At 69.6% G+C, this 881-nt stretch carries 1 protein-coding gene; it reads left to right on the top strand.

The genetic code is table 11. From position 1 onward, the window contains the following. Positions 1 to 64 precede the first annotated feature (64 nt). Positions 65 to 853, top strand: coding sequence for an ABC transporter ATP-binding protein (locus tag G6045_RS40675; protein WP_165337271.1), 789 nt, complete (start codon positions 65 to 67; stop codon positions 851 to 853). Positions 854 to 881: the final 28 nt, after the last annotated feature.

The raw sequence follows: 881 nt of genomic DNA, 5'->3' as shown, positions 1-881 counted from the left end.
CGTCGGCAGCGTAAGCTGTGTATAAGAGACAGGACCCCCCCACCGAACCCACCGGAAGGCCCCCGTGCCCGAGACGGCAGCCGTACAAGTCACCCAACTCTGGAAGAGGTTCGGCGAACAGATCGCCGTAGCCGGCATCGACCTCACCCTCCCCGCCGGAAAGTTCATCGGCCTCGTGGGCCCCAACGGAGCCGGCAAAACCACCACCCTCTCCATGATCACCGGCCTCCTCCGCCCCGACATGGGACAAGTCCACGTCGTCGGCCACGACGTCTGGAAGGACCCCGCCGAGGTCAAGGCCAGAATCGGCGTACTCCCCGAGGGCCTACGGCTCTTCGAGCGACTGTCCGGCCGCGAACTCCTCACGTACACCGGACGCCTGCGCGGCCTCCCCGCCGACGACGTCGAGAAGCGCACCACCCAGCTGCTCGACGTCCTCGACCTCACCGGCGCCCAGCACAAACTCGTCGTCGACTACTCCACCGGCATGCGCAAGAAGATCGGCCTCGCCGCCGCCCTCCTGCACAACCCCGAAGTCCTCTTCCTCGACGAGCCGTTCGAGGGCGTCGACCCCGTCTCCGCCCAGACCATCCGCGGCGTCCTGGAGCGCTACACCGCCTCCGGCGCCACCGTCGTCTTCTCCAGCCACGTCATGGAACTCGTCGAGTCCCTCTGCGACTGGGTCGCCGTCATGGCCGCCGGACGGATCCGCGCACAGGGCCCCCTCGCCGAGGTACGCGGCGACGCCCCCAGCCTGCAGAGCGCCTTCCTCGAACTCGTCGGCGCGCACGACCGCGCGAACGGCGACACCCTCGACTGGCTCGGCGCGACCGGCGGCGGCACCGCGTCATGACCACCACGACCACCGACGCCCCGCGCCC

Origin of the sequence: Streptomyces mesophilus, from assembly GCF_011044995.1 — a bacterium.
Classification (GTDB): Bacteria; Actinomycetota; Actinomycetes; order Streptomycetales; family Streptomycetaceae; genus Streptomyces; species Streptomyces mesophilus.
This window is presented reverse-complemented; position numbering and strand designations above follow the sequence as displayed.